Raw genomic sequence first — 1,453 nt, 5'->3', positions numbered from 1 at the left:
CACAAAAATGGACGATGCCGCTGAGGGACTGGCGTATGGCTATGAGCCGCTTTATTATCGAGTTCGGTGATCGTCTGGACGGTCACTACTGAGAAAAGGCATTTACACAGAATCGTGTACAGGGTCGGTACCAACGCCAGTGTGAATCGACCAGCTCGGTGAGATCACCGCCTGCTCGTTGTGCATCACCAGGTGACGTGTTTCATGTGGCTCGCCCATCATATGGAAAATAATGGTGTCATCTGCCATATCAAAATAGAAGTAAACTTCCATTCTGCGTTCATGGGTATGGGTCGGCATTGAGTTCCAGTTGCTGCCTTCAGCCAAACGCGTCAACCCCATGCTTAACTGACAGGTTTCCACCACTTCCGGCACCAGATATTTGCAAATGGTACGCTTGTTACAGGTTGCGATATCACCCAGCGGGGCTTTAACCGCATCCTCTTGGGTAATCACACGCGTTGGGAACGTGGCATGCGCTGGCGCACTGTTGTAATACAGTTTTGCCGGTTTAGCCTTATCTACGCTGCTGAATGCCAGCGCTTTCGCTCCTTTACCGGTCACGTATTCAATGTGTTGCTCCGCAATAAAAATAGTATTCATGCTCTATGTTCTCTTCATGCATTCAGGCTGGTTTTAAACACCTTTTTTGCATGCCAGACTATGTAGCAATACACTCATTGAATACGTGACCAATGTTTTCACCGTCGTCGATCGCCCAGCCTTGTTCTTTGACGAGCTTCAGGTGTTCCAGAAAATCATCTTTATTGGTAATGGTTCGTGGCATAAAACGCTTGAAGGTACAATCAGCAATCAGGGCTTCTATTCTTTCCTGTGGCAACCAAGCCAATAATACTTTTCCCAGCGACATGCGGTTAAATACAATTTTCTTACCTTCCCAAGACGTTTTCACAATAGCCTTGGGCGATTCGACTTTACTCAGGAAAAAGCCGTTATCCCCCTCAAGAATACCAAGATGGCAGGTTAACTATGTCTCTTTCACCAATGTGTGCATAAAACCAATGGCATCTTTGCGCAGGTCGATATTCTTAATTGCCAGACCACCAAGTTCGAATAAACGCAAGCCTAAAACATAACGTCCATCAGCGCGCTGACGTAATAGTTGTGATACCGTCAATACTTCAAGCAGATGATGTACGCTACTTTTCGGTATAGACAGATCGGTACAGATCTCGGTAAAGCTGGCTTCATCACGAGACGGACTGCCGCTGGTGCTTTGCTCAAGTTGTTGGAAGATATTCATAATGGTTTTATATGTGAAACTGTGGTTTTTTATATAGAACAATAATAACGGAAGGGTATTTTATTTACCTAAATAGCTGTTCCTAATACCGCTACACTTTTGCCTGTCCATGTTTTCCACTGGGAAACGGGCTGACGGTTTCCATGAAGCGGCGAACCTTGTTCAGTAACTGCCACATTGAACAGCATT

The 1,453-nt window shown here is 45.6% G+C and carries 3 protein-coding genes and 1 pseudogene; all 4 read right to left on the bottom strand.

Going from position 1 to position 1,453, the window contains the following annotated elements:
* Positions 1-126: 126 nt before the first annotated feature.
* Positions 127-558: pseudogene (locus ACTBDZ_RS17805) on the bottom strand (5-deoxy-glucuronate isomerase); the annotation flags it as partial.
* A 103-nt stretch (positions 559-661) separates the two neighbouring features.
* Entirely contained in the window at positions 662-943 is a 282-nt protein-coding gene (locus ACTBDZ_RS17800; RefSeq protein ID WP_438816268.1) for an IclR family transcriptional regulator domain-containing protein, read from the bottom strand.
* Positions 944-988: 45 nt separating this feature from the next.
* Entirely contained in the window at positions 989-1,264 is a 276-nt protein-coding gene (locus ACTBDZ_RS17795) for a helix-turn-helix domain-containing protein (RefSeq protein ID WP_438816266.1), read from the bottom strand.
* Positions 1,265-1,355: 91 nt separating this feature from the next.
* Positions 1,356-1,453: hypothetical protein (locus ACTBDZ_RS17790; RefSeq protein WP_438816267.1), on the bottom strand; the 98-nt coding region annotated here is incomplete at its 5' end.

The organism is Symbiopectobacterium sp., from assembly GCF_051710365.1.
In the GTDB taxonomy this organism is placed as follows: Bacteria; Pseudomonadota; Gammaproteobacteria; order Enterobacterales; family Enterobacteriaceae; genus Symbiopectobacterium.
Note: the sequence above shows the minus strand (reverse complement) of the source record. Positions and strands in the feature narration are given on the sequence as shown.